At 58.2% G+C, this 21,673-nt stretch carries 26 protein-coding genes; 16 read left to right on the top strand and 10 right to left on the bottom strand.

Annotated features, from left to right (window positions below; translation table 11 throughout):
* Positions 1-175: 175 nt before the first annotated feature.
* On the bottom strand, positions 176-1,159 hold the full coding sequence (locus tag VGM18_07260; GenBank protein ID HEY3972785.1) for a substrate-binding domain-containing protein: 984 nt from the start codon (positions 1,157-1,159) through the stop codon (positions 176-178).
* Between the two features lie 181 nt (positions 1,160-1,340).
* Between VGM18_07260 and VGM18_07255 the strand changes: the two genes are divergently transcribed.
* Together VGM18_07255 and VGM18_07250 are read left to right on the top strand one after the other, a co-directional pair.
* Positions 1,341-1,601: a ferredoxin family protein gene (locus tag VGM18_07255; protein ID HEY3972784.1), complete on the top strand. Its 261-nt coding sequence runs from the start codon at positions 1,341-1,343 to the stop codon at positions 1,599-1,601.
* Between the two features lie 291 nt (positions 1,602-1,892).
* Positions 1,893-3,923: a hypothetical protein gene (locus VGM18_07250; protein HEY3972783.1), complete on the top strand. Its 2,031-nt coding sequence runs from the start codon at positions 1,893-1,895 to the stop codon at positions 3,921-3,923.
* A gap of 27 nt (positions 3,924-3,950) precedes the next feature.
* Here the strand turns inward: VGM18_07250 and murA are convergent, their stop codons facing one another.
* The 3 genes from murA to VGM18_07235 all read right to left on the bottom strand — a co-directional run bounded on the left by murA (position 3,951) and on the right by VGM18_07235 (position 6,741).
* Positions 3,951-5,246, bottom strand: a complete 1,296-nt coding sequence (gene murA, locus VGM18_07245; GenBank protein ID HEY3972782.1) for a UDP-N-acetylglucosamine 1-carboxyvinyltransferase — start codon at positions 5,244-5,246, stop codon at positions 3,951-3,953.
* A gap of 201 nt (positions 5,247-5,447) precedes the next feature.
* A complete protein-coding gene (gene murQ / locus VGM18_07240) occupies positions 5,448-6,380 on the bottom strand; it encodes an N-acetylmuramic acid 6-phosphate etherase (protein ID HEY3972781.1) in 933 nt (310 codons plus the stop codon).
* A 61-nt stretch (positions 6,381-6,441) separates the two neighbouring features.
* Positions 6,442-6,741 carry a hypothetical protein gene (locus tag VGM18_07235; GenBank protein HEY3972780.1) on the bottom strand — a complete coding sequence of 100 codons (300 nt, stop codon included), beginning with the start codon at positions 6,739-6,741 and terminating at the stop codon, positions 6,442-6,444.
* Positions 6,742-7,026: 285 nt separating this feature from the next.
* Between VGM18_07235 and VGM18_07230 the strand changes: the two genes are divergently transcribed.
* Positions 7,027-7,215 carry a hypothetical protein gene (locus tag VGM18_07230; GenBank protein ID HEY3972779.1) on the top strand — a complete coding sequence of 63 codons (189 nt, stop codon included), beginning with the start codon at positions 7,027-7,029 and terminating at the stop codon, positions 7,213-7,215.
* Between the two features lie 88 nt (positions 7,216-7,303).
* Here VGM18_07230 and VGM18_07225 read toward each other — a convergent pair whose 3' ends face one another.
* Genes VGM18_07225 through VGM18_07215 form a run of 3 tightly spaced genes read right to left on the bottom strand, consistent with a single transcriptional unit; the run spans position 7,304 to position 8,850 of the window.
* Positions 7,304-7,528, bottom strand: a complete 225-nt coding sequence (locus tag VGM18_07225) for a hypothetical protein (protein HEY3972778.1) — start codon at positions 7,526-7,528, stop codon at positions 7,304-7,306.
* Positions 7,518-8,321: an orotidine-5'-phosphate decarboxylase gene (gene pyrF / locus VGM18_07220; GenBank protein HEY3972777.1), complete on the bottom strand. Its 804-nt coding sequence runs from the start codon at positions 8,319-8,321 to the stop codon at positions 7,518-7,520. The genes VGM18_07225 and pyrF overlap by 11 nt, the downstream gene beginning before the upstream one ends.
* 19 nt (positions 8,322-8,340) lie before the next feature.
* Positions 8,341-8,850, bottom strand: coding sequence for a septal ring lytic transglycosylase RlpA family protein (locus VGM18_07215; GenBank protein ID HEY3972776.1), 510 nt, complete (start codon positions 8,848-8,850; stop codon positions 8,341-8,343).
* Between the two features lie 443 nt (positions 8,851-9,293).
* Here VGM18_07215 and VGM18_07210 point away from each other — a divergent pair, with 443 nt between their 5' ends.
* Entirely contained in the window at positions 9,294-10,214 is a 921-nt protein-coding gene (locus VGM18_07210; protein HEY3972775.1) for a hydroxymethylpyrimidine/phosphomethylpyrimidine kinase, read from the top strand.
* Between the two features lie 185 nt (positions 10,215-10,399).
* Here the strand turns inward: VGM18_07210 and VGM18_07205 are convergent, their stop codons facing one another.
* Positions 10,400-10,981 (bottom strand): hypothetical protein, encoded by a 582-nt coding sequence (locus VGM18_07205; GenBank protein ID HEY3972774.1) that lies wholly within the window; start codon positions 10,979-10,981, stop codon positions 10,400-10,402.
* A gap of 403 nt (positions 10,982-11,384) precedes the next feature.
* Between VGM18_07205 and VGM18_07200 the strand changes: the two genes are divergently transcribed.
* The 6 genes from VGM18_07200 (at position 11,385) to VGM18_07175 (ending at position 15,192) form a co-directional block, all read left to right on the top strand.
* Entirely contained in the window at positions 11,385-12,626 is a 1,242-nt protein-coding gene (locus tag VGM18_07200) for a hypothetical protein (GenBank protein HEY3972773.1), read from the top strand.
* 73 nt (positions 12,627-12,699) lie between these two features.
* Positions 12,700-13,017, top strand: a complete 318-nt coding sequence (locus tag VGM18_07195; protein HEY3972772.1) for a PspC domain-containing protein — start codon at positions 12,700-12,702, stop codon at positions 13,015-13,017.
* Between the two features lie 223 nt (positions 13,018-13,240).
* Positions 13,241-14,056, top strand: a complete 816-nt coding sequence (locus VGM18_07190; protein HEY3972771.1) for an alpha/beta fold hydrolase — start codon at positions 13,241-13,243, stop codon at positions 14,054-14,056.
* 49 nt (positions 14,057-14,105) lie between these two features.
* Positions 14,106-14,537, top strand: a complete 432-nt coding sequence (locus tag VGM18_07185; GenBank protein ID HEY3972770.1) for a DNA-binding protein — start codon at positions 14,106-14,108, stop codon at positions 14,535-14,537.
* The gene (locus tag VGM18_07180; protein ID HEY3972769.1) at positions 14,537-14,920 is read left to right on the top strand and encodes a hypothetical protein; all 384 of its coding nucleotides are present in this window, start codon (positions 14,537-14,539) and stop codon (positions 14,918-14,920) included. Before VGM18_07185 ends, VGM18_07180 begins: the two co-directional genes overlap by 1 nt.
* On the top strand, positions 14,917-15,192 hold the full coding sequence (locus tag VGM18_07175) for an alpha/beta fold hydrolase (protein HEY3972768.1): 276 nt from the start codon (positions 14,917-14,919) through the stop codon (positions 15,190-15,192). Before VGM18_07180 ends, VGM18_07175 begins: the two co-directional genes overlap by 4 nt.
* Here VGM18_07175 and VGM18_07170 read toward each other — a convergent pair.
* Positions 15,178-16,251, bottom strand: coding sequence for a hypothetical protein (locus VGM18_07170; GenBank protein ID HEY3972767.1), 1,074 nt, complete (start codon positions 16,249-16,251; stop codon positions 15,178-15,180). The two genes, VGM18_07175 and VGM18_07170, sit on opposite strands and share 15 nt — an antisense overlap.
* Positions 16,252-16,307: 56 nt before the next feature.
* Here VGM18_07170 and VGM18_07165 point away from each other — a divergent pair, with 56 nt between their 5' ends.
* The 6 genes from VGM18_07165 to VGM18_07140 all read left to right on the top strand — a co-directional run bounded on the left by VGM18_07165 (position 16,308) and on the right by VGM18_07140 (position 20,842).
* Positions 16,308-16,811 (top strand): MarR family transcriptional regulator, encoded by a 504-nt coding sequence (locus VGM18_07165; GenBank protein HEY3972766.1) that lies wholly within the window; start codon positions 16,308-16,310, stop codon positions 16,809-16,811.
* A 47-nt stretch (positions 16,812-16,858) separates the two neighbouring features.
* On the top strand, positions 16,859-17,818 hold the full coding sequence (locus VGM18_07160; protein HEY3972765.1) for a VOC family protein: 960 nt from the start codon (positions 16,859-16,861) through the stop codon (positions 17,816-17,818).
* Between the two features lie 313 nt (positions 17,819-18,131).
* Entirely contained in the window at positions 18,132-19,046 is a 915-nt protein-coding gene (locus VGM18_07155) for a VOC family protein (GenBank protein ID HEY3972764.1), read from the top strand.
* Positions 19,047-19,074: 28 nt separating this feature from the next.
* Positions 19,075-19,488: a hypothetical protein gene (locus tag VGM18_07150; protein HEY3972763.1), complete on the top strand. Its 414-nt coding sequence runs from the start codon at positions 19,075-19,077 to the stop codon at positions 19,486-19,488.
* Positions 19,489-19,607: 119 nt separating this feature from the next.
* Entirely contained in the window at positions 19,608-20,264 is a 657-nt protein-coding gene (locus VGM18_07145; GenBank protein ID HEY3972762.1) for a hypothetical protein, read from the top strand.
* Between the two features lie 167 nt (positions 20,265-20,431).
* Positions 20,432-20,842: a CBS domain-containing protein gene (locus VGM18_07140; GenBank protein HEY3972761.1), complete on the top strand. Its 411-nt coding sequence runs from the start codon at positions 20,432-20,434 to the stop codon at positions 20,840-20,842.
* A 49-nt stretch (positions 20,843-20,891) separates the two neighbouring features.
* Here the strand turns inward: VGM18_07140 and VGM18_07135 are convergent, their stop codons facing one another.
* A complete protein-coding gene (locus VGM18_07135) occupies positions 20,892-21,671 on the bottom strand; it encodes a hypothetical protein (protein HEY3972760.1) in 780 nt (259 codons plus the stop codon).
* Between the last annotated feature and the right edge of the window lie 2 nt (positions 21,672-21,673).

The following is a 21,673-nucleotide window of genomic DNA, read 5'->3' as shown; positions in this document are numbered from 1 at the left end:
CGAAACGAAAAAGGCTGGCAGCAAACCGCTGCCAGCCTTTTTCTTTTGATCTTTGCGACTACAGGGATGGTCGATGAAAAGATGCAGCTTCCCCTGACCACTGAATTGATCGCTGATTACTAATGACCGATTACTGATGACTGATCACTGATGACTGATCACCGCCCACTTCCCGTTAGCCCCTGCCCCCGGCCGCACCAGCGCTGCGTGGTTTCTGTAGCTCCTTCAGGGCAGGAAAGGAAATCGGAGCTATGACTGTGCGTCCCGGAGGCTGCACGCCGGCCGTGAAGGCCGTGGCCAGCAATTGCATGGCGTCCCCGATCAGCGGCGGGCAAATCACCGTGGCCGCTAGGCGACCTTGGCGAACCCACTCCTGGCCGGAACGGGGTACACCGTCACATCCCGTAATGGGCAGCCGAAGCCACGCATCGCGCTCGCTCATATTCCCCAGATCCTCAAACGCGCGGCGTGCTCCGAGCGCCATGTCATCGTTTTGGCATGCGATCAGTCCCACATTCAGCTGCCGCGACGTACTCAGCGACAGCCACGATTTAATGGCATGGTATCCGCTGTTCTGAGTCCAGTCGCCCTTGAGGGTCTTAACCGCAATCCCCGGCGGCTTGGTCGAGAGCATCCCTTTAGTGCGGACTTTCGCCACATCGCGTACCGCAGGGCCTTCGATATGAAGGACGCATCCCTGCTCACCCAGGAATGCGGCAATCTGCTGGCCTTGAATCTTCCCAATGGCTTCATGATCCGACAGGACGCAGAAAACCGGAACCGAACTTTGTTGCCGCAGTTGCGAGATGTAGTCGACGTCAGTGTTAATGATGCCCCACGCGATGCCCGCTCCCACCGCGGCCTTTGCGATCTGTGGCATCCCCGTACCTACCGGTTCCGTCAGAATGGCAACGGGGCGTTTGGCGGGGTCTTGGATAAAGGTAAGAATCTGCTGGGTCTGCTGCACGGCGTCGTTGCCGGAATAAATGATCTCAACGTTTGCCCCAAGTCTGAGAGCGGCCGCTTGCGCCGACGCCGCTTGTTCAAGCTGGTAATCGTTGTCTTCGGTGATCAGGGAAACCAGAATCTTTCGCATTTCCATGGAGGCGCCTTCGTCGTGGAGGTCGCACTGCACATCTCTGAGTATTAACTCATTCACATCTCGGACCGCCAAATTACTTTCGTGTGGCCCGGATCAGGCCGCGGCCATCGTCTTGGTACCAGAAATGCCCGCCCGAGCCCGCCCTGTACCAGCCGCCTCCATTCTTGTTAGAATGTGCGGTCACCGATCCGCCGCGGTAGTAAAATAGGAACCATACTCCTAGGAGACTGATACTTTTATGACCTACGTGATTGCTGAGCCATGCATCGGCACCAAAGACACTGCATGCGTGGATGCGTGTCCGGTGGACTGCATTCATCCCAAGAAAGATGAGCCCGCGTACGCGACCGAAGAGTTGTTGTATATCGATCCGGTGGAATGTATTGATTGCGGCGCCTGCGTTCCGGTGTGTCCGGTCTCGGCCATCTTCGCCCTCGATGACCTGCCGGAAAAGTGGAACGCCTTCACCGAGCGCAACGCCAAGTACTTCGGGCGGTAGACAATATCTTCGCTGTTCGCGGATCTTCCGGCTCGCAGGTTTTGTTTCTCTTCGCATGAGAGGCACGCGTCTTTACCGGCGCGTGCTTTTTGTTTTGAGATCGGGAAACGGCCGGAACTGCCCAGGCTATCCGCAATATCGGAAGCTGATCAAAGGATTGACGCGGCGATAGCTTTCAAGTTGTCAGGCGCATAGGCAGATATTTTCACACTATCCAAAACAGAAGAGGGGACTGTATAGTTTCCGGCGTTCTTCGAATGAGGCATTTCAAATGAAACGTGGATCTGTCCGATGAAACTCACCACCCTCGGTTGCTGGGCCCTGTTCGTTACCGCCGGTCTTGTTTTGGCAGGGATTGCTACCCCGCAGCGTGCGCAAGGCGCCTTTAGCAAGAATGCTGCCCTCCAACCCGTCTCATACGCCGGCCTGCCTGGCGGAAAATCCGCCGAAGGCAGCTCAAGGCAGCTTGAACCGAGCCCTCAGTATCCTTCTACCATTACGGTTGCGGTACATCCCTTGTCAGCGCCGGTGACTTCGAAGGTCACCCAGCAATTCACCGCCACGGTCACGGGCACAACCAACACGAGCGTGAGATGGTTCGTCGATGGCCACTTGGGCGGCAACGCAACGGTCGGCACCATTAGTACGACCGGCCTCTATAGTCCACCGGCAACCTTTGCGATCGGCGCCCATACGGTCAGTGCGATCAGCGTGGCAGATAAAATCACATCGGGCACAGCCACCGCATACCTGGTGAGTTATGCGGGAATGTACACCAACAAGAATGACAACTCGCGTACCGGCCAGAACTTGCAGGAAACGGTGCTCACTCCGCAAAACGTAAACGTCAACACTTTTGGAAAGCTCTTTTCTCTTCCGATCGACGCACAAGTCCAGGGCCAACCGCTTTATGTGGCCAACGTATACCTTCCGCATCCGATGAACGGCAGTGCCGGATACCACAACGTAGTCTATCTCGGCACTGCCAATGACAGCGTATACGCCTTTGATGCCGACGGAAAAGTGCCCACTGGCGCGCTATGGAGGGTAAGCTTCATCGATCCTCCCAATGTAGTGCCCGTACCTGGATCGTGTGTCGGGATCAGTTCGTCGATTATCGGCATCACGCCGACTCCGGTCATTGATCCCACTACCAATACGATCTATGTGGAAGCGCGAACTCTGGAGGGACAAACGACGGCGTGCAGCGGAAGTTATGTCCACCGATTGCATGCCCTGGACATCACCACCGGACAGGAGAAATTCGGCGGCCCAGTTGTCATCCAGGCGTCGGTTCCCGGGACAGGCGAGGGCAGTTCGGGCGGGGTGCTGGCGTTCGATGGCCTGCGCGAGAACTCACGTCCTGGGTTGCTGCTTTCCCAATCCGCCCAGGACGTCAACAGTGTGGTCTATGTGGCTACGGCAGGCGACCAGGACACGCAACCGTATCACGGCTGGGTTCTCGGTTACGATTCTCAAACCCTGCAACAGAAGTACGTCTTCTGCACCACTCCGGACGGCAAAGAAGGAGGCGTATGGCAAATGGGCGGCGGGCTTGCGGCGGATACGAGCGGCAATATTTTTTTGCAGACCGGAAACGGAACGTTCGATTCTACAGATGACTTCGGCTCGTCGGTGCTGAAGCTGACCCCGAACAATGGCATCCTGGGACTCGCCGATTTCTACGCCCCAGATAATTACGCGACTCTCAATGGGACTGACTGGGACGTTTCCTCGGCCGGGGTTTTGCTGTTGCCCGACCAGCCGGGAAATTATCCGCACCTGATGATCGGTGGCGGCAAGGAAGGAACGATCTATGTACTCAATCGGGACGGCCTCGGTGGATACCAAACCGCGGGAAATAATCTCGTGCAGTACATCGTGGGCGCCATTAAGGCATCCACTGGCCGCACCCAGACGAATGGCATGTTCAACATCCCGAGCTACTTTCAGGGCAACGTATACATTTTTGGAGAGAACGACTACCCCAAGATGTTTACATTGAACAACGGTATGCTGCCCACCACGGCAACTTCCACCGGCGTGGTCCAGATGCGTGCCCCGGCTCCGATCATCTCGGCGAACGGGACGCAAAACGGCATTGTGTGGCTGTTGCAGTGGGAAACCACCGCCACAAGTACGGCCACGCTGTGGGCCTATAACCCCAGCGATCTTACCCAGGAGTACTACGACACCAACCAGAATGTGGCTCGGGACCAGGTCTCAAGCCGGGGGATCATCCGCGTGAATCCCACAGTTGCCAACGGCCGGGTGTATGTGCCAGCCAACAACAGCGTGCTGGTTTACGGGCTGCTACAGTAGGGCGGGCACGCACGCGGCGGGGCGGAATTACTTTACCGCCGCTGCTTTCTTGGGAAACATCTCTCCGATGCGGCGGATTTGCGCTCCGACTCCCTTCAACTTTTCTTCGATGTGCTCGTAGCCGCGGTCGATGTGGTAGACACGGTCGATGATGGTTTCTCCATCGGCGACCAGGGCGGCGAGGACAAGCGAAGCGGAGGCGCGCAGATCGCTGGCCAGCACGGCGGCGGCGCTGAGCGGAGTCTTCCCCCGGACGACGGCGCGGCGACCTTCGATCTTGATGTTGGCGCCCATGCGCACCAGTTCCTGCGCGTGCATGAAACGGTTCTCGAAAATATTTTCCGTGATGATGCTGGTGCCTTCGGCCTGCGTGGCCAGCGCCATGAATTGCGCCTGACAGTCCGTCGGGAAGCCGGGATGCTCTTCCGTCGATAAGTCGGCGGCGATGAAAGGATTGTCTCCCATCACGCGAACGGAGTCGGCGGAGGATTTTGTTTTGACGCCGACTTCGTGCAGTTTGCTGAGCAGCGCGTCAAGATGCGCGGGATCGCAGCCGGCGATGTTGAGATCGCCTCCGGTCATGGCGCCCGCGATGATGAAGGTTCCGGCTTCGATGCGATCGGGAATAATGCGGTGCTTCGCGCCGTTGAGCTTGCTGACGCCTTTCACGCGGATGGTCGCGGTGCCCGCGCCTTCGATCTTCGCTCCCATTTTATTCAGCAGGTCGGCGAGGTCGGCGACTTCGGGCTCGCGAGCGCAGTTTTGAAGAATCGTTTCACCGTCGGCGAGAGTCGCGGCCATGAGCAGGTCTTCGGTGCCGGTGACCGTGATCTTGTCGAAAACAATTTCCGCGCCTTTGAGGCGGTCGGCGCTGGCGGTGACGTAGCCGTGTTCCTGCGTAATCTTCGCGCCGAGACTCTCGAGGCCTTTGATGTGTAGATCGATGGGCCTCGATCCAATGGCGCAGCCGCCGGGCAGAGAAACATGAGCGCGCCCGCAGCGGGCCACCAGCGGGCCGAGCACCAGCGTCGAGGAGCGCATGGTCTTGACCAATTCGTACGAGGCTTCGGGACTGGAGAGATTGGCGCAGTGGATTGTCGTGCGGTGCTGGGCGCGTCCGTAGCCGAGTTCGACCTCGGCGCCCATGGCGGCAAGCAGATTGCGCGTGGTCTGGATGTCGCGCACCTGCGGAATATTTTCTAAGATGACCGGCTGATCGGTGAGCAGGGCGGCGGCCATGCAGGGCAGCGCGGCATTCTTCGCGCCGCTGACGCGCACCGTGCCGAGCAGCGGCTCTCCGCCGCGGATTACGAACTTGTCCATGACTGATTCCTAACTAGACGATAAGTCCTGAGTAAATCTTATTTTAGCGGGGAACCTACGCGAGACGGGTAATCGGGAGGGTGCGGACTTTTGGTCCGAAAGAGTACGAGCTCAACCGCAGAGGGCACAGAGAACGCACTGAGGAAATTCAAAATCCCCACTTCTCGCAAAGACAGCGAAAGTGGGGAACCCGACTGCATTTCATTTCTCACTTCTTGCGGACGCAATCGCTTGGCGGACGTGCCCTTTTGTTTTCTTTAATGCGGCGCCGGCTTTGGTTTTATTGACGCCTGCCGCCAGCATTACTACTGCGACCGGCGTGCGATTGCCGCTGGCCTTGAGAGCCTGGCTCGCGGCCTCGTGATCGGCTCCGGTGGCTTGTTCGACAATGCGAATCGCGCGCTGGATCAGCTTTTCGTTCTTGGTCCAGACGTTGACCATGAGGTTGCCGTAGACATAGCCGAGCCGCGTCATAGCTCCGGTGGAGATCATATTTAGAACCATTTTGTGAGCGGTGCCGGCCTTCATTCGAGAAGATCCGGCGAGGACTTCTGCGCCGACTTCAGTGACGATGGCGAAATCGGCAGCTCGTTCGAGCGGGGAATCGCGGTTGCAGGTGAGTGCGATCGTGCGCGCGCCGCGGCGGCGGGCGTATTCGGCGGCAGCGATGGTGAACGGAGTTCGTCCGCTGCTGGCGATGCCGACGACGACATCGCGCTTGCCAGGTTTGCGCTTCTTCATTTCTGCGATGGCGAGAGCGGTGTCATCTTCGCTGGCTTCGGTGGAAGAGCCGAGAGCTTTGGGGCCTCCGGCCATGATGAATTGGACGGTGCGGGGATCGGTATTGAAAGTTGGTGGGATCTCGGAGGCGTCGAGCGCGCCAATGCGGCCACTGGTGCCGGCGCCAACGTAGATCAGCCGTCCGCCATGGCGAAGTCCAGCGACGACGGCGTCAATGGCGCGAGCAATCTGCGGAAGAGCCCGCTGGACAGCCGTGGCGACGGTTGCATCTTGAGCGTTCATGAGGCGAACGATTTCGAGCGAGGACATGCGATCGAGATCTTTCGCGGCGGGAAGAATCTGTTCGGTGGGCAACCGGCGGAGATCTGATTTCGTCTTGCGGGTGCGGGTCAAGTCGTCGGCCTTTCGAGATGCCTACTTTCGAGATTGGTAAAGAGCAGTTCATTTTAGTGCATCAACTGGCGGCCGAACTGGAGCGGCGCATCACCGGCGCGAGCACATCCATTGGGGGCGCGCAAAGTTGAAAGCGTTTCTCGACGGCACAATTTAGCGCAGACTTCTCCAAGGCGGTTGTCACGAGAAATTTCGTGGAGACGATGGGCGCGGGGTGCCGAGTCCGCGAACCGCAAATTCCCAGGCGCAGCGGAAGTAAATCGCCCTTCCCAAAACAAACTACAATCCCGAGCCACGTCAGCGCTCCCGGCGCGGGCCGGCGAAAGCCCCCCGGCAGCAGCCACGGGACCAGACCGAGCATTGCCCCGGCACAACGATCGTGAACAGAATCGTCTTCAGAACCGGACCAAGCGCGCGCGTCATAATCCGGGCAAGACAATAGCGGGCAAGACAATCGGCACAACCTTACTGTAAAATCAACAACGACGGAAGAAAATCGAGACGCAGCTTTAAAGTCTTCCAGAGTGGATCCCCGCAGTCCTGGGTTTTTACACGCTCCCATCCACATCATCCGCGGCCGAACAAAGCGGATTGCGCTGCGCAAAAATTGAACAGATATTGACCGATAAAGATCAGGAGACCTCATATGGCCGTAGGCGCCAAAATCGCGAAGACCGCCGACCGCAAGAAGATCATGGACACCACCAAGAGCACCGATTGCCCGAAATGCGGCAAGACCACGCGCATCGTCAAGCGCGTAAAAGACCGCGAACGCGGCGTCCCCGGCGGAGTTTACATCTCCTGCTCAGCCTGCGAGTTTTTCGAGAAGCTGTAAGGCGGTCTCAGGAGAAGTTGCAGGATCGCGTTGCAGATGCCGGAGCGCGGCAGCCTACGGTTGCCGCCTCCGGCTTTTCCCTTTGTATTCAGGGAACTTGGTCCTGTTCGTCTTCATATGGATCCGCCTGATAGTCAAGGGCGTCTAATGCGTCGGCATTGAGTTCATCCGCGCTCAAGTTGATCAATGCGATGTCGCGTGCACCCCGTAGTGCTCGTGCCCAGTCGCTATCGTCATTCTTGGGAACAGTGATGTCGCGAATGATCCTAATCGCGTCCTCTATCGACTTCTCCATGCAGAGTCTATAGGGCACGCGATCCCGCGCCAATCTCCCCCAGAATCGCCCGCGCCGCCGCCGCCGGGTCCGCCGCTTCCGTGATCGGACGCCCGACCACGATGTGCGTGGCTCCGGCTGCGATGGCCTCGGCTGGGGTGACGACGCGGACCTGATCCTGCACGCTGCCGCCTGCCGGACGCACTCCCGGAGTCACAATAGCGAACTTGTGCCCCAACTCCGCACGTAGCGTTGACGCCTCGCGCGCCGACGCGACTACCCCTCGGCAGCCGTTTGCCAGCGCAATCGAAGCCAGACGCACAACGCTTTCTTGCACTGTCCCTTGCATGCCAATGGTTTCCAAGTCGCTTTCATCCATGCTGGTAAGCACAGTCACCGCCAGCACCATCAAATCGGTGCCGCCCTTGGCCGCTTCCACCGCCGCCCGCAACATCTTGCCGCTTCCAGTGGCGTGCACGGTCAGCATGCTTACCCCGAGCTTCGCCGCTTCGCTTACCGCCGCGCCCACAGTGTTTGGAATGTCGTGATATTTCAGGTCGAGAAACACGCGCCGCCCGGACGCCAGCAAGTCCCGCACTATTTGCGGACCTTCGGCGGTATAGAGCTGCATGCCCACCTTGAAGGTTAATGCGGAGTCTCCCACCGCCGTCACAACCTTCTGTGCGGCGGCGGCGGAAGACACATCCAAAGCGACGATGAGCCGCCGGCGCGGATCATCGTCGCCAATATCGCTCCTTAAATTCCCGTGGCGCAAATCTTCGCCGCGGTAGCCGGAGCCGCCGTCTGGAATGCTGGTTAGGGATGTCGGCATCCCCGCCAGTCTATGCGCTTTACGGGAGTTTTTCTACCGGGGGATGGTTATAGGCGACAGTCTGGTACGCCGCCTTTTGCTGCGGCGGATTCACCAGATCCAGACGTACGCGTTGCAGTCCACGCTGCCGGAATTGCAGCGCTTGTGCGGCGCCATAGGATAGGTCGATAATCCGGCCCGGAACGATCGGTCCACGGTCATTCACCCGGACCACTACGGCTCGGCCATTGCGCAGGTTCGTGACCCGCACATAGCTTCCCATGGGAAGCGTCAGGTGGGCAGCCGTCATATCGTGCATCTCGTACGGCTCGCCGCTGGCGGTTGGTTTTCCCTCGAAAATCTGGCCATACCAGGACGCGGTCCCAACTTGGTAAGGTTTCGCTTTAGCTGCCTGTGGGCGGATTACGGGTTGCTTTTGGCTTGAACTAAACGGGGCTGCCTTCGCCTCCGAGATGTTCGGTCCCTGAGCCGCCCCTAGGCCGACGATCAGACAAGCAATCGCCAGTCCACGAGCTATCAATCTTCGCATTCAGTTCTCCTCGCATACTCAAAAGTGCTTGGCCTATAGGTCGTGCTTGCTGCAGTTCGTAGATGCTATCGGCCTGCCAAACTCGTGTCAAGGCGATTTGGGGTCGTGCAGATGACCTCCTAGTTATGGATGTCTTACGTAACCTATTGCTAATATAGGTATATACGGACAACGCCCTTTGTTTCAGGAAGGTTACGCATGTACTAAATGGTAAATCGCCCGATCGGAACGCCAGAGTAGAATTTACAAGTTCGTTGGAATCAATGATTTACAGTTTAATTCTTGGCAAAGTACATAGAATCAGGTACTTGGCAACGTGCCTGCAAAAACCGGGGCTGGAAATTTTTCTAAACGCTTGCCCCAAAAGTAACTTCCGGGGCGTGCCCGATGTGAGATGCTGGCTCTGAACCGGACATGCTGGATTCGCCCCGGAACGAAAGATCATGGCCGAAACACCACCTGTTGTACTTACCATTGCGGGCTTCGACCCCTCTTCCGGGGCTGGAGTAACCGCCGACATTAAGACCATCGCCAGCCATGGCTGCTATGGCATTGCCTGCATCACAGCGCTGACTGTTCAATCCACTGCGGGGGTTCGCCGGATCGAGGCCTTAGATCCGGGGCTTGTGACGGATACCCTTGAAGAACTGGCAGCCGACATCGAGATTGGCGCCATTCATGTTGGTATGCTGGGGTCTGGAAAGGTAGTTACGGCGGTCGCCGATTTCCTTTCTGGTCGATTCGCTGGCCAACTCGCAAGTCCACCCGCGGCCCGCTCGGGCAATCGAGCGGGAAAAACTCGCCTGCCGAATATCGTGCTCGATCCCATCCTCAAGGCGTCGTCCGGGGCCGAACTGCTGGATGCGGCTGGAACCCGGCGGTTGATCGAACAGCTTATTCCCGTAGCCGATGTGGTGACTCCGAATGTCGATGAGGCCGCCGTCCTGACCGGTATTCCAGTCAAGGACGTGGACGCCATGAAAGCGGCCGCGGGGATACTGCACCAAATGGGCGCGCCCGCCGTCGTTATCACCGGAGGGCATCTCGACAAAGCCCTGGATCTTCTCAGCTTCACGACTGAGCGTGGGATTGAGCAGGAAGTGTTCAAAGCCGAAAAACAGCGTTCTAACTCAACCCACGGGACCGGATGCGCATTTTCGACCGCCATGGCCTGCCACCTGGCACTTGACCGGGGCTTGGCGGAAGCAACTCTTCTCGCCAAAACGTATGTGTCGGCGGCAATCTCCAACGGACATCCTTTGGGCCGGGGCACCGGACCAGTACATCATCTTTACCGTATGGGCCAGCAGCGCCGCGCCGCCACTTCAGGAGGCAGTGAATCTTCAGGAAGTCAGGAGCACTAAATCGGGAGTACTTAAAGAAGTAACGGGTGGAAGAGAAGAAGCAACGGTGGAAGGGAAGAAGCAACAGTGGAAGGGAAGAAGCAACGGGTGGAAGGGAAGAAGCAACGGGTGGAAGAGCGGCGCTTCAGCGCCGCGTAGAGCGAACGGATAGTCCTGGGCTTTAGCCCCCGGCTCCGTATAGCGATCTACTCGCCGTTATCGGACGGTTTCTTCAGGAGGATTCCCGCCACGAACGCGGCAGTCGCCGCCAGCAGCCATTCCACCCGGTAGAGCTGGATGGCCTGCCAATCCACATAAGTCTTGGCGGTCAGCAATCCCACCAACAAGGCCCCGGCGACGCAGGCAAGCCCGATAGTAAAGGCGATCAAAGATCCGGTCGAGAGCCCGACCCAGCGTTTGATTTCGTGGAAGTGCAGGTAGCGGAGCCAGCTCGGAACGGTGATCTGGCGCCCGAACTCGCCCACCTTCGTCCCAACCCTTGTCCAGGAGAAACCCGTGACCGCCGAATTCATGCGCGCTACTCCCTGCTCCCATAGACTCGCAATTACGGCCGCATCGGCGCGCGCTTCGGGGCTCACGGCTTCGCGCCGGCGCCCGCCGCAGCTGTGGCAAAAGCGGGAGCCCAACAGGAACTCACTGCCACACCGCGGGCACGCCTCTGCCATGGCAGAGACCGAGACAGCTTCGCGGACGACGATACTCTCCGCCGCTGCCGGCGTGGGTGGGCGCCAAAACTCTTGATGGGTTTCTTGAACTACTTCCGCCATAACATGTCCTACTTAGGGGGCTTTAACAGCCTTGTGGCATTCCAACCACCAAAGCCGCTCCTTGCTCTAAGTGCTCCGCAGACAAACACTTGCGAATTTCTTCAGTCCCTGCGGCCAGGACTTCACCGGCAATAATTACGCGCGCCAGCGAGTAAAGATGTATCAGTTACGAAAGACCTTGCCTCGCCACAGGCCACGAAACCTTCGACCAAAATGTGGTTCCGTAGCCTTTGAGCGCTACCCGGATTATAGGAGCGCTCGTCGCCGAAGACAGTTGGCGCAGACGGTACATACATTACGTTCATGGTTCCGGCTTGGGTTCCGGCCACCCAAATGAAACACTCAGAGCGAGACTGCCCATCGGGCGAAGGCGATATCGTTTAAACTATGCAAAGCGATCTCCGTGACTGAGCGATCCAATCTCTCGAAGCCCGCGCAGAAATTGATGCTGGTCCGTTTGCCTTTGCTGTTCCTCCTCGTGTCCACCATTCCTGTGCTTGGCCAGTCGGATCCTGCCATCGCTATGGCCCACGGCGCTCCTCACGATCCCCAGACCGACGCCGCATTCGAGCACTTCTACAACATGGAGTACGACCGCGCGACCCAGGAGTTCGAGAAAATCGTCGAGAAGCGTCCCAACGATCCCTTTGCCCTCAACCGGTTGTTAACCTCGGTCCTGATGCACGACCTCTACGACACCGGAGCCATGAACACCGGAGACTACGCCAATGACAGCTTTATTGGCCGCACTCCACGGCCCACCGACACGAAGGTGAAAGACAGGATCAAAGAGTTAGTCCGGCGGGCCGAAGCCCTGGAAGAAGATGAGCTCAAGAAAAATTCCAAAGATGTGAATGCCCTCTACTGCCGCGGCGTCACCCGGGCCCAGTTTGCCGTCTACACCGGACTGGTCGAGCGAGCCTGGTTTTCGGCGTTGCGCAATGCGGTTGGAGCCCGCCACGATCACGAACATGTGCTCGAACTCGATCCCAACTATATCGACGCAAAAATGGTCGTAGGCACGCACAACTACGTAATCGGACGCCTGCCTTGGAGCGTGAAAGTGGGCGCCGCCCTGGCCGGGTTGAGCGGGTCGACGGAGAAAGGGCTCGACTATCTGCGCGCGGTCGCCAAAAGCGACGGCGAGAATGCCGTCGACGCCAAAGTCGTCCTGACCCTGTTTCTGCGCCGCGAGCACCTCTACGACGAGGCCCTCGGCTATATGAACGAACTATCGGCGAAGTATCCCAGAAATCATCTGTTCCTGACAGAGGTCGCGAATTTGCAGCGGGATGCCGGCCGTCTGACCGAATCCGAAGCCACCTATCGCAAAGTGTGGCAGAACGGCCGGGACGGGAAATATGGCAACCTGCACTTCGAGTTGGCTGCCTGGGGCCTGGGAGAATTGCTGCGCAGCAAAAAGGATCTGTCCGGCGCGGCCGAGGCCTACGAGTTAGTGAATGAAGCCCCCAACCCGGATCCCGACGTCCTGCAAAAGGCCAACCTGGCCGCCGGAGAAATGTACGATCTGCTGCAAAAGCGCGATCTGGCCATGAAGAAGTATCAAACCGTCCTCGCCGGCAACGCCAACACCGGCCCCGCCGACCAGGCCCGCCGCTACATCAAGGAAGCCTACCGCGAGTAGGCGGCTGTCCCCACATAGAACCACACGGAACTTTTCTCTAACAACCGCGTATCATCCAATATGGGGTCGAACCATGTATTGCAACTACTGCGGAAAAGTCATACAGGATGACGCCAATGTTTGCGCCTATTGCGGCCTTCGCGTCGGCGCTTCGCTGGCTCGAACCAAGCTGGTGCGTCCGCGCCTGGGGCGAAAAATCGCCGGCGTCTGCCTCGGCTTCGCAGAATATTTCGACATCGATGTGAGTCTGGTGCGCGTGGTGTGGCTGATCACGGCGATCATGACCTGCGTCGGTTTTATCCCGTACTTCATCGCGTGGATTGTTCTGCCAGAAGAGCCCTACCTGCTGCCGGCTCATGGTGTGAGTGGACAGTCGGTGGCAACTCAGTAGTCGTCGGTCGTCGGACCTTCGACCCAGGCCGTCAGACCTCAGCCTAACCGACTTGTGTGGAGACAGCCGCAGCTTGCCCTGTGCGACGTCGAAGGGGCTGTCCGGTCGAGCGAAGCTCGACGGCTCTCACTCGCGAATCGCCGTTCAATAGATTCCACGAGCCGAATTCCGAAAGCCGAGACTGACGCCCGACGCTTGACGCCGCTTATGATCTAATCCGAGCATGGCCCCCCTCCCCTCCCACCACGTCAAAAGCTCCGACGCCGAAATCGCCTACTGGATCCTCGGCGAAGGCATGTCAGTCATTCTGCTGCATCCTTTTCCTGTGAATCACGAATTTTGGCTGCCCGTCGCCGAGGCGCTGGCCACGCGCTATCGCGTCGTACTGCCTGATCTGCGCGGACATGGCGAATCCCAACTCGGAGAAGGCCCGGCGACCATGGAGAAGCATGCCGGCGACATGGCTGCCGTGATGGACGACGCCAACATCGGTCGCGCCCCGCTCGTCGGCGTCTCCATCGGCGGCTATGCGCTGTTCGAGTTCTGGCGAAAATATCGTGGCCGCATAGCCGCGCTGGGATTGTGCAACACGAAAGCCCCGGCCGATGGCCCCGAAGCCCGCGGCAGCCGCCTGAACGCCGCGAATGACGTGATCGAACGCGGCACCGAACCGTTCTTCGAAAGCATGATTCCGAAAGTATTGGCGAAAACTACGCGCGAAATGCGTCCCGACCTGGTCGATGGCGCGCTGGGGATGATGCGTCAAATGTCCCCGGAAGATGTGGCGCAAGTGCAGCGCGGCATGGCCGCCCGCGCGGACTCGGTCGAAACTTTAAAGACGATCAACGTTCCCACGCTGCTGATCACCGGCGACGAAGACGCAATGACCGGCGTCAAAGAAGCCGAACTCATGCGCCAACATATCTCAGGCAGCCAGCTCCGTGTCATTTCAAAAGCAGGACACTACTCGCCCTGGGAGCAGCCCGAAGCCGTCGGCAAGCTTCTGCGCTCATTCGTGGATGGAATCGTTGGCGTGTAGCGGCTACAATTCCTATGGGCCCAAGAGCAAAGATCCTTTCGGAGGATGAGTGCCCATCGCGCGATTGAACCGTGAAAAGCTGCAAGAGCTGGCTGATAGCAGGCTCGAAGAAGCTAGCGTGCTGCTTCAGTCCAGGCACTGGACCGGCGCCTATTACTTGACCGGCCTGGGTGTGGAGTGCGCGCTAAAGGCGTGTTTGGCGCGTGCAGTGCAACAATATGACTTCCCCGACAAAAGCTTTATCAACAGGGCATATACCCATAAACTTGAAGAGTTGGCAAAACTTGATGCCGGATTGTGGTTTGAGTTGGGCACGGAAATGAGCGCTGACCTCAAACTTGGCAGCAATTGGAACACGGTTTGGCAATGGAACGACGAGAACCGCTATGAGGTAGTTGATCAGCAGGATGCCATGTCCCTCTACGCGGCGGCTACCGAACCGGGTTCGGGCGTGATGGAATGGATCAGACGGAGGTGGTAATGCCTTATATCGCTATGGGTCTAACTGACGCGGATGTTGAGTTTGGCAAAAATCTCTGGCATGAGTTGCGGGTCAGTCAGCGGTTTCCGATCGCAGGCATGTTTTGGCTATTAGACGGCGAGTGGCATCTCGTGATCGCCAGCCCGGTCGTTGACGAACTGGGCCCACGCGACTCCTACCGAAAACTGGCTGAGATAGTCCGCCTGAATCAGGGCGACTCCGCCCGACTTTTGAGAGTTCAATTGATTAGCCCTAGAAATCCTCTCTACGAAGCTCTCCGGTCTGTATTCGGGAAGACCGCATCTGTCGAGGGCGCGCGGTTAGGCGGTTCCCAGGTAGGAGGCATGTATATCGAAGACGCATATCTTTACGGCGTGCGTTGAATAATTCTCCGGAAGATATCGCCCAAGTGCAGCGCGGCATGGCCTCCCGCCCCGACTCGGTCGAAATCTTAAAGACGATCAACGTTCCCACGTTGCTGATTACCGGCGACGAAGACGCAATGACCGGAGTCAACGAAGCCGAACTCATGCGCCAACATATTTCCGGCAGCCAGCTCCGTGTCATTTCAAAAGCCGGGCACTACTCGCCCTGGGAGCAGCCCGAAGCCGTCGGCAAGGTTCTGCGCCAGTTCCTGGATTCAGTCAGCAGGTAAACGAACTGAGTTATTGCTGCGCCGTTGAATGCCGCGGCCGACTGCCACGAGCCACAGAACGGCGGCTACGTTGAGGACCACTTTCCCGATCCAGTCGATGCGCAAGGCTCCTGCTACTTTGAATACGACAAATCCTCCAACCATGCAGCCGAGCACTCCCCCAAACACCACCGCAAAGCGATGCGGATCATCCCAACCGGTGCCGGAAGTCCATCGCCGAATCAGAAACAGAGTGAGGATGCACCATGCCAGCCCCAGTGCAAACGAAAGCCCGAAGGGGACTGCTGGCAGGGCACCGAAGCCCACGACCACAAAAGCAGCCCAGGGTGATCCGAGCGCAGTCGCCGTCCATCCAACTGTCGCAGGCGGCGGAGCCGTGCGCGAGCTTAGCGGAGCAACCGCCGATTGACCGGGCAATGCGTAAGCCGAGAGGATCAACAGGAAAATGACTCCAACCGCTGCCACGATGTAACTCGTAGGCGGATGATATGGCGGCATGTGAAAGATCATCACGCGCGCCCTCTGCGTCCATCCGTACCACGCCATCAAAGCGCCCAACACGAAGATGACGCAGGCGATGACAAAGCCTCGTGTGCGCAACCACGCCAGCCCGCGCCGGCCGGGGAAGAGCAGTTCGGTGAGCTGCACGGGCACCAAAACCACCCAAACGCTTTCGTAGCCGAGAGCCCACAGAAAATAGACCCAGTTCACGCCCCAGACCCGCCCATACTCGCGTTGCGCCAGCCCGACCAGAGGCGCGATCGAAGTCTGCTGAATCACCCATTCCTCGGCGACCGCCAGCGCCAGACCCATTGCCAGCATGCTGGGCCAACCCTTGTTCCAGCGCCGCACGCATTCGCGGATCAGCAAGGCGCCGCATCCCCAAGTCAGAATCTCCGGGACCAATATGAAAATCACGCTGAGGCGGGTCGCTCCGTAGAGGACTTCTGAAATAATCGGGGCGAGCAGCAGCAACGCGACAATTGGACCGACGCGCTGCCAGCGCGAGACTGGCTCCGGTGAAACGCTTGAGGTCGGGATAATTTCCGCGGCTGGCATGATCGTGTCCTTCTGCTAAAATAAGCTTAGAACAAAGTATCTTACATGTAAGAGATATGGCAAGGAAAAAATCGTCGCCGATTCCAGTTCGTTCCGCACCCTCGCAGGATTTAATGGGCCGCGAACTCAGCGATGCGGTCGTGTTTTTTCACGAAGCCGTGGCCGCCCATCTGGGAATGAACGCGGCGGAATGGAAGTGCCTCGGGCTGCTGGAGCGGCACGGCGCCTCGACCGCCACCCGCTTGGCCGAGTTGTCGGGATTCACCACGGGAGCGATCACCGGCATCGTCGATCGACTGGAGCGGGCCGGCTATGTTCGCCGTCAGGCTCATCCCACCGACCGGCGCAGCGTGATCGTCCAACCGCTCCCGGTGAAAGGACTGAAGGAGAGGATTGTACCTGTGTTTCACTCACTCGGCCAGGCGATGGCGGAAGTGACAAGGCGTTACAGTGGGCCCGAATTAGTTGCAATCGCAAGATTCTTCACCGACACGACCGCCGTGCTGCGGAATGAGACTGCAAAACTGAAACACTCGAAAAATCGAGGTGGAGAAAGTTGATCTTGAACTCCTTGAACTTTCAGACTTGGACTAGAATCGGTGACGCCATGAAAAAACTGGGGTTGAAAAAACTAGGGTTAACAAAGCTAGGGTTGAGAAAGCTAGGACTGAATTTTGCCATTGTAATTCTTGCCAACTCCGTGTTTCAGTTCGGCGCCTTTGGTCAGACTCCTGCCCAGCGGCCGCGCATTCTCGGCATCGATCACGTCGCCTTCTACACCACGAATCCCGAGGGCGTGAAGAAGCTCTACGGCGATCAGCTCGGTCTGGCCTCGGCGGAGCCGATCGAGCCTGGCGGCGTACTGCGATATATGGTTGGAAAGCAGTGGGTGGGATTTAGCCCGGCGCTCGACTTGAGATCCCCCGACCGCATGGACCACGTGGCTTGGCGGACCAATAATATCGCGGCGCTGCGAACGTATCTGATCGCGCAGGGAATCACGGTTCCGGAGATTCAGGGACGCAGCGACCACAGTCTGTTTTTCGTGATCAGCGATCCTGAAGGCCACAGGGTCGAATTTGTGGAGCGCGCTCAGGCTGAGGCCACGTTGCAAATCGGCTCTGCCGTGTCGCGCCACATCATTCACGCGGGCTTTCTGGTCTATCACCGTGAGGCTGAAGACCATTTCTATCGCGACATTCTCGGCTTCCGTCCTTATTGGCACGGCGGCATGAAAGACGATGTGATTGAGTGGATGTCGCTCCAGGTTCCCGACGGCACCGATTGGATCGAGTACATGGTGAATCAGCCCGCGCACCCCAACCGGCAACTCACCGGAGTGATGAACCATGTTTCGCTGGGCGTTGCCGACATCAAAAAAGCGCAGGCCACTCTGGAAGCGCGCGACTGGAAGCCTCACGGAGACGAGAAAGCTCAGTTGGGCCGAGATGGCAAGTGGCAGCTCAACCTGTACGACCCCGACCAGGTACGGGTGGAACTGATGGAATTCAAGCCGGTGCAGAAGCCGTGCTGCTCGGAGTTCACGGGAACGCACCCAACGGAATAGCGTGTAAACGCATTTTATACGTACAAAAACAGATTCGTAATTGTACGTACAGAAAGCCAGCGCGGATCGAATGCGCTGGATTCGCAGCCGAGCCTTCGCTAGAAGGCCATTTCCGGAGCCGGAAACGGCCCTGGCGTCGACGATTCGTCGGCCTGGCAGGGTCAGCTCCCTCCTTCGCCTTATCGCTCGTCTGCGAGCGTCCCAGGGCCGTTCTACGTTTTTTCAATCACTTGCACGAAGACTCAACGACTTACGGGAAACTGGCTTTAGCCTTTAGCCTCTGTGGGCCGCTTGTTCTAGAATCGAGGGCGCCATGAATAAACTTACGCTTCTGCTGGTCTCCGCTCTGGTGCCGATCTGTGCTTTTGCTCAAGCTGCGCCACAACGCCCGCGCATTCTTGGCATCGATCACGTCTCGTTCTACACGACGAATCCCAATGGCGTGAAAAAGCTCTTCGCTGGCGTACTCGGCTTGGCCTCCGCCGATCCTATCGAAAGCGGTGAATCGGTGCGCTACTTAGTCGGCACGCAGTGGGTGGGCTACAGTCCGGCGCCCGATCCCAAGGCGACCGACCGGATGGATCATGTTGCCTTCTCCACCGACAACATCGTTGCGCTGCGCCGGTATCTGACGGCACAGGGAGTGAGAGTTCCAGAGATTCAGGTGCGAAACGATCGCAGCCTCTTCTTCGTGGTGAACGATCCGGAGGGACATCGCATCGAGTTCGTGGAACGAACCAAACAAGAGGGCAAGGGCGAATCCGCGTCTGCCGGGTCCTCGGCGGCTTCGCACCACATGATCCATGCCGGCTTCGTTGTCTACCACCCCGACGCTGAAGATCGTTTCTACCGCGACATTCTCGGTTTCCGCCTGTACTGGCACGGACACGATAAGCCGGACACTTCCGACGACTGGGTCGCCATGCAGGTTCCCGACGGTACCGACTGGCTGGAATACATGCTGAACCAGCCCGAGCACATGGACTTGGAACAAACTGGAGAGATGAATCACATTTCGCTCGGAGTGGCCGACATGAAGAAGGCCCAAGCCATCATGGAGTCGAACGGCTGGAAGGCGCACCGCGATGAGCAGGCCGAGATCGGCAAGGACGGCAAGTGGCAGTTGGACGTGTTCGATCCCGACCTGTCGCGGGTCGAATTAATGGAATTCAAGAATGTGCAGAAGCCTTGCTGCAACGATTTCAGCGGGCCGCATCCCGCGGATTAGAATCAGGATTTGTTAGAATCCTCTCGCTATGACAACGATTGATGCCGTGCTGGTTGCTGCGCATACGGTAGTGAGCGCCAAGGGCGACGGCCCCACCGTCGATGTGAGTTCTGCCGCGAGTCGAGTTTTTCTGGTCACGCTTGCGATTACGAAGATCATCGAACAGGAGTCGCTCGACCTGAGCATTTTCGGTTCGGCCGATGGCGCGGCTTGGGGCGCGATGTCGATCGCTGCGTTCCCGCAGAAATTTTATTGCGGAGAATCTCCGCTGCTGCTCGATCTGACCGCGCATCCGGAGGTAAGGTTCGTCCGGGCTCACTGGGAGGTCGCGCGCTGGGGACGGGGCACGGAAACGCCGATGTTCGAGTTTGGAGCGACGTTGAAAGAAGTTCCCGCCGACATTCTCAAAGAGGCGCGCACGGAAGCCAAAGCGCTGGCGTAGCCGGTCCGCGCCGTTATGTTTTTGAGCGGTACCGTACAAAAACCGCGCCAATCGGCCTGTTTCAGCGTATTGCTTCCAACCCTGCCCACCCGCTTTCGCATCCATATCGATGCCTGCCAATGCGTCTCCGCTCGACATTGCTCGCGCAGTGGGAGATCGCGCAAACCTTTGAAACCAATCAGGAGTGCAACATGAAACGTAGTTTCGGTCTTTTATTGACGTCATTATTTCTGAGCGTGCCCATGCTGATGGCACAAGATCACTCCGACCATGTCGAGGTCGGTGCGTTTGTGGATTATTTTCGTATTAACGATGCCTCGCAGAACCAGAACTTTGTGGGCGTGGGCGGGCGCGGCGCTTTTGCGGTAAACAGCAGCGTGCAAATAGAAGCGGAGATGGCGTACGACTTCAAACGCAACTACACCAGCACGTTCACGAACGGGGTCACGACGCAATTCGTGAATACCAGCTTTCGCACGTTGCACGGATTTTTCGGGCCGAAATTTCAGACGGGATCGGGGCCGTTTCGTGTTTTCCTGACCGGCAAGGTCGGCTTCGACAACTTCAGCGTCAACAATCAGAATGCCCCCACAGGCTTTGTCAACACCGTTGGGTTAACCAATGGCTCGACGTTTTTCGCCGTTTACCCCGGCGGTGGACTTGAGGCGTTTGCGGGACCGTTTGGGGTGCGCGCCGAAGTGGGCGACGATATCTACTTCAATAACGGCGCTCACAATAATCTGAGAGTCTCCCTCGGTCCGCAATTCCGATTCTAGATCGGTCTGCTTCCCCGACAGCGAAAAAGCCCCCATTTCTGGCGCACGTACGCGCGAGAAATGGGGCACCCGCTGGCGCCCTTCGCCTGTGATAGAGTATTGCCCACCGCTGGGGCTGGCCGTGGCTGCCGGCAAATTCGTTCCGGTTCGCACTGAAGGAGCGCTGTATGACGACTCTCCGCGAGCTCGTAAAAGACCGCAAAGTTTATTCCGTGGAAGCCAATCGCACTGTGTCGGAGGCGGCGCGCTTCATGATGGAGCACAATATCGGCGCCGTGGCGGTGCTGCGCAACGGTGGATTGACGGGCATCCTGTCGGAGCGCGACATCATGAACCGCGTGGTGGCCGTGGGCCGCACGCCGGGCACCACCGCGGTTTCGGAAGTCATGACCGCCAATCCGCGCTCGGTTCCCGCCGATGAGACCATTGAGGAATGCCTGTTCATCATGCGGGAGTTCGGATTTCGCCATCTGCCGATCGTCGACGGCGAAGAGTTGAAGGGATTAGTATCGCTGCGCGACGTGCTCATGCATCACGCGGCTGAAATCGAGCGGCAGGGGCGGCAAGCGGCTTCGTAAGATTGGCTTCGGCTCTCGGCTTCCGGAACGCAAGATTCAGGAAGCCGAGTCATTCCCGTTTCCGCAGCAGAACTTCTCCCGGCTGAGGTGGAAGTTTGAAGGGGAACTCGAAGACTTTTCCTGCCAGCGGCAGGCGCAGGATGAACTCTTCCTGTTTCTTCCATCCACTGATCCACTTGCTGCTGGTGCTGAACAGCACCCATCCGCCGACCTCCGGATTGCCGGGCCCCAGGCTTGTGGGGCGCAGGCTGTTCTTGCCGACAAACTCCTGAAGTTCGGCGGAATCTTTCAGGAAGGCGCGTACGTAGGCTTCCTTCGCCTCTTTCTTTTCCGGATGCCTTTCCACTTCGCGTGCGGTTTCATGATCCAGCGCGTCGGCATCATTCTGCACTTTCGCTGTGAAATTGTCGGGATCGAGAGCCGTCTGAACCACTTTGAAATGTTTTACGAATTCGAGAGAAATGGCCGCCACATCGAGGTCGAGCGACCCCTTCCCCCGGTAGCGAATGTCGAGGAGTGCGCCGAAAAAAGGCTCATGGCGGCGGTGAACTTTCTCGAGTTCCTGCGAGTCGATGGTCACGGTGATGCCGACATCTTCGTACCAGAGGCCGTAATGAAAGTGGCCGTCGTCGGTATGGGAAAAAGTGCAGCCGGGATTCTGCTCGTCCCAGCGAACTGCGGAAGGTCTTGGCTGATTATTTTTTGCGGGCGGCCTAGACGCCGAAATGCCGGGCACAAACAGAGCGGGGATCAGTAACGGCATCATGGACAGCGCGGGCAGCAAAGTTTGCAGAAACTTTCGCGGCGTGCGGTATCGGAGGCCGTCCATGA

Origin of the sequence: Candidatus Sulfotelmatobacter sp. (assembly GCA_036500765.1) — a bacterium.
Classification (GTDB): Bacteria; Acidobacteriota; Terriglobia; order Terriglobales; family Acidobacteriaceae; genus Sulfotelmatobacter.
This window is presented reverse-complemented; position numbering and strand designations above follow the sequence as displayed.